Origin of the sequence: Streptococcus suis, assembly GCF_002960445.1 — a bacterium.
Lineage (GTDB): Bacteria > Bacillota > Bacilli > Lactobacillales > Streptococcaceae > Streptococcus > Streptococcus hyiners.
Map to the genome: position 1 here is coordinate 1 of NZ_POJD01000450.1, position 311 is coordinate 311.

At 38.6% G+C, this 311-nt stretch carries 1 protein-coding gene; it reads right to left on the bottom strand.

Annotated elements, in window-relative coordinates:
• On the bottom strand, positions 1-311 hold a 311-nt coding region (locus C1G53_RS12480; protein ID WP_192873143.1), incomplete at both ends, for a peptidylprolyl isomerase.

The window sequence follows — 311 nt, forward strand, 5'->3', positions numbered from 1 at the left end:
CATTGTATGGGAAGTTTTGGTTTTGAACGATAAAGAATTGGCTTCCATTTGTATTTGGTCCTGCATTGGCCATTGACAAGGCTCCTCTGAGATTAAAAGCTTCCATTGAAAATTCATCTTCAAACGCAGTACCATAAATAGATTCACCACCCATACCTGTTCCGGTTGGATCGCCACCTTGAATCATAAAGTCTTTGATAATACGATGGAAGATAATTCCGTCATAATAGCCATCTTTAGAAAGAGCTACGAAATTTGCTACAGTTTTGGGTGCAATTTCAGGGAAGAGTTTTACTGTTAACTTACCATGG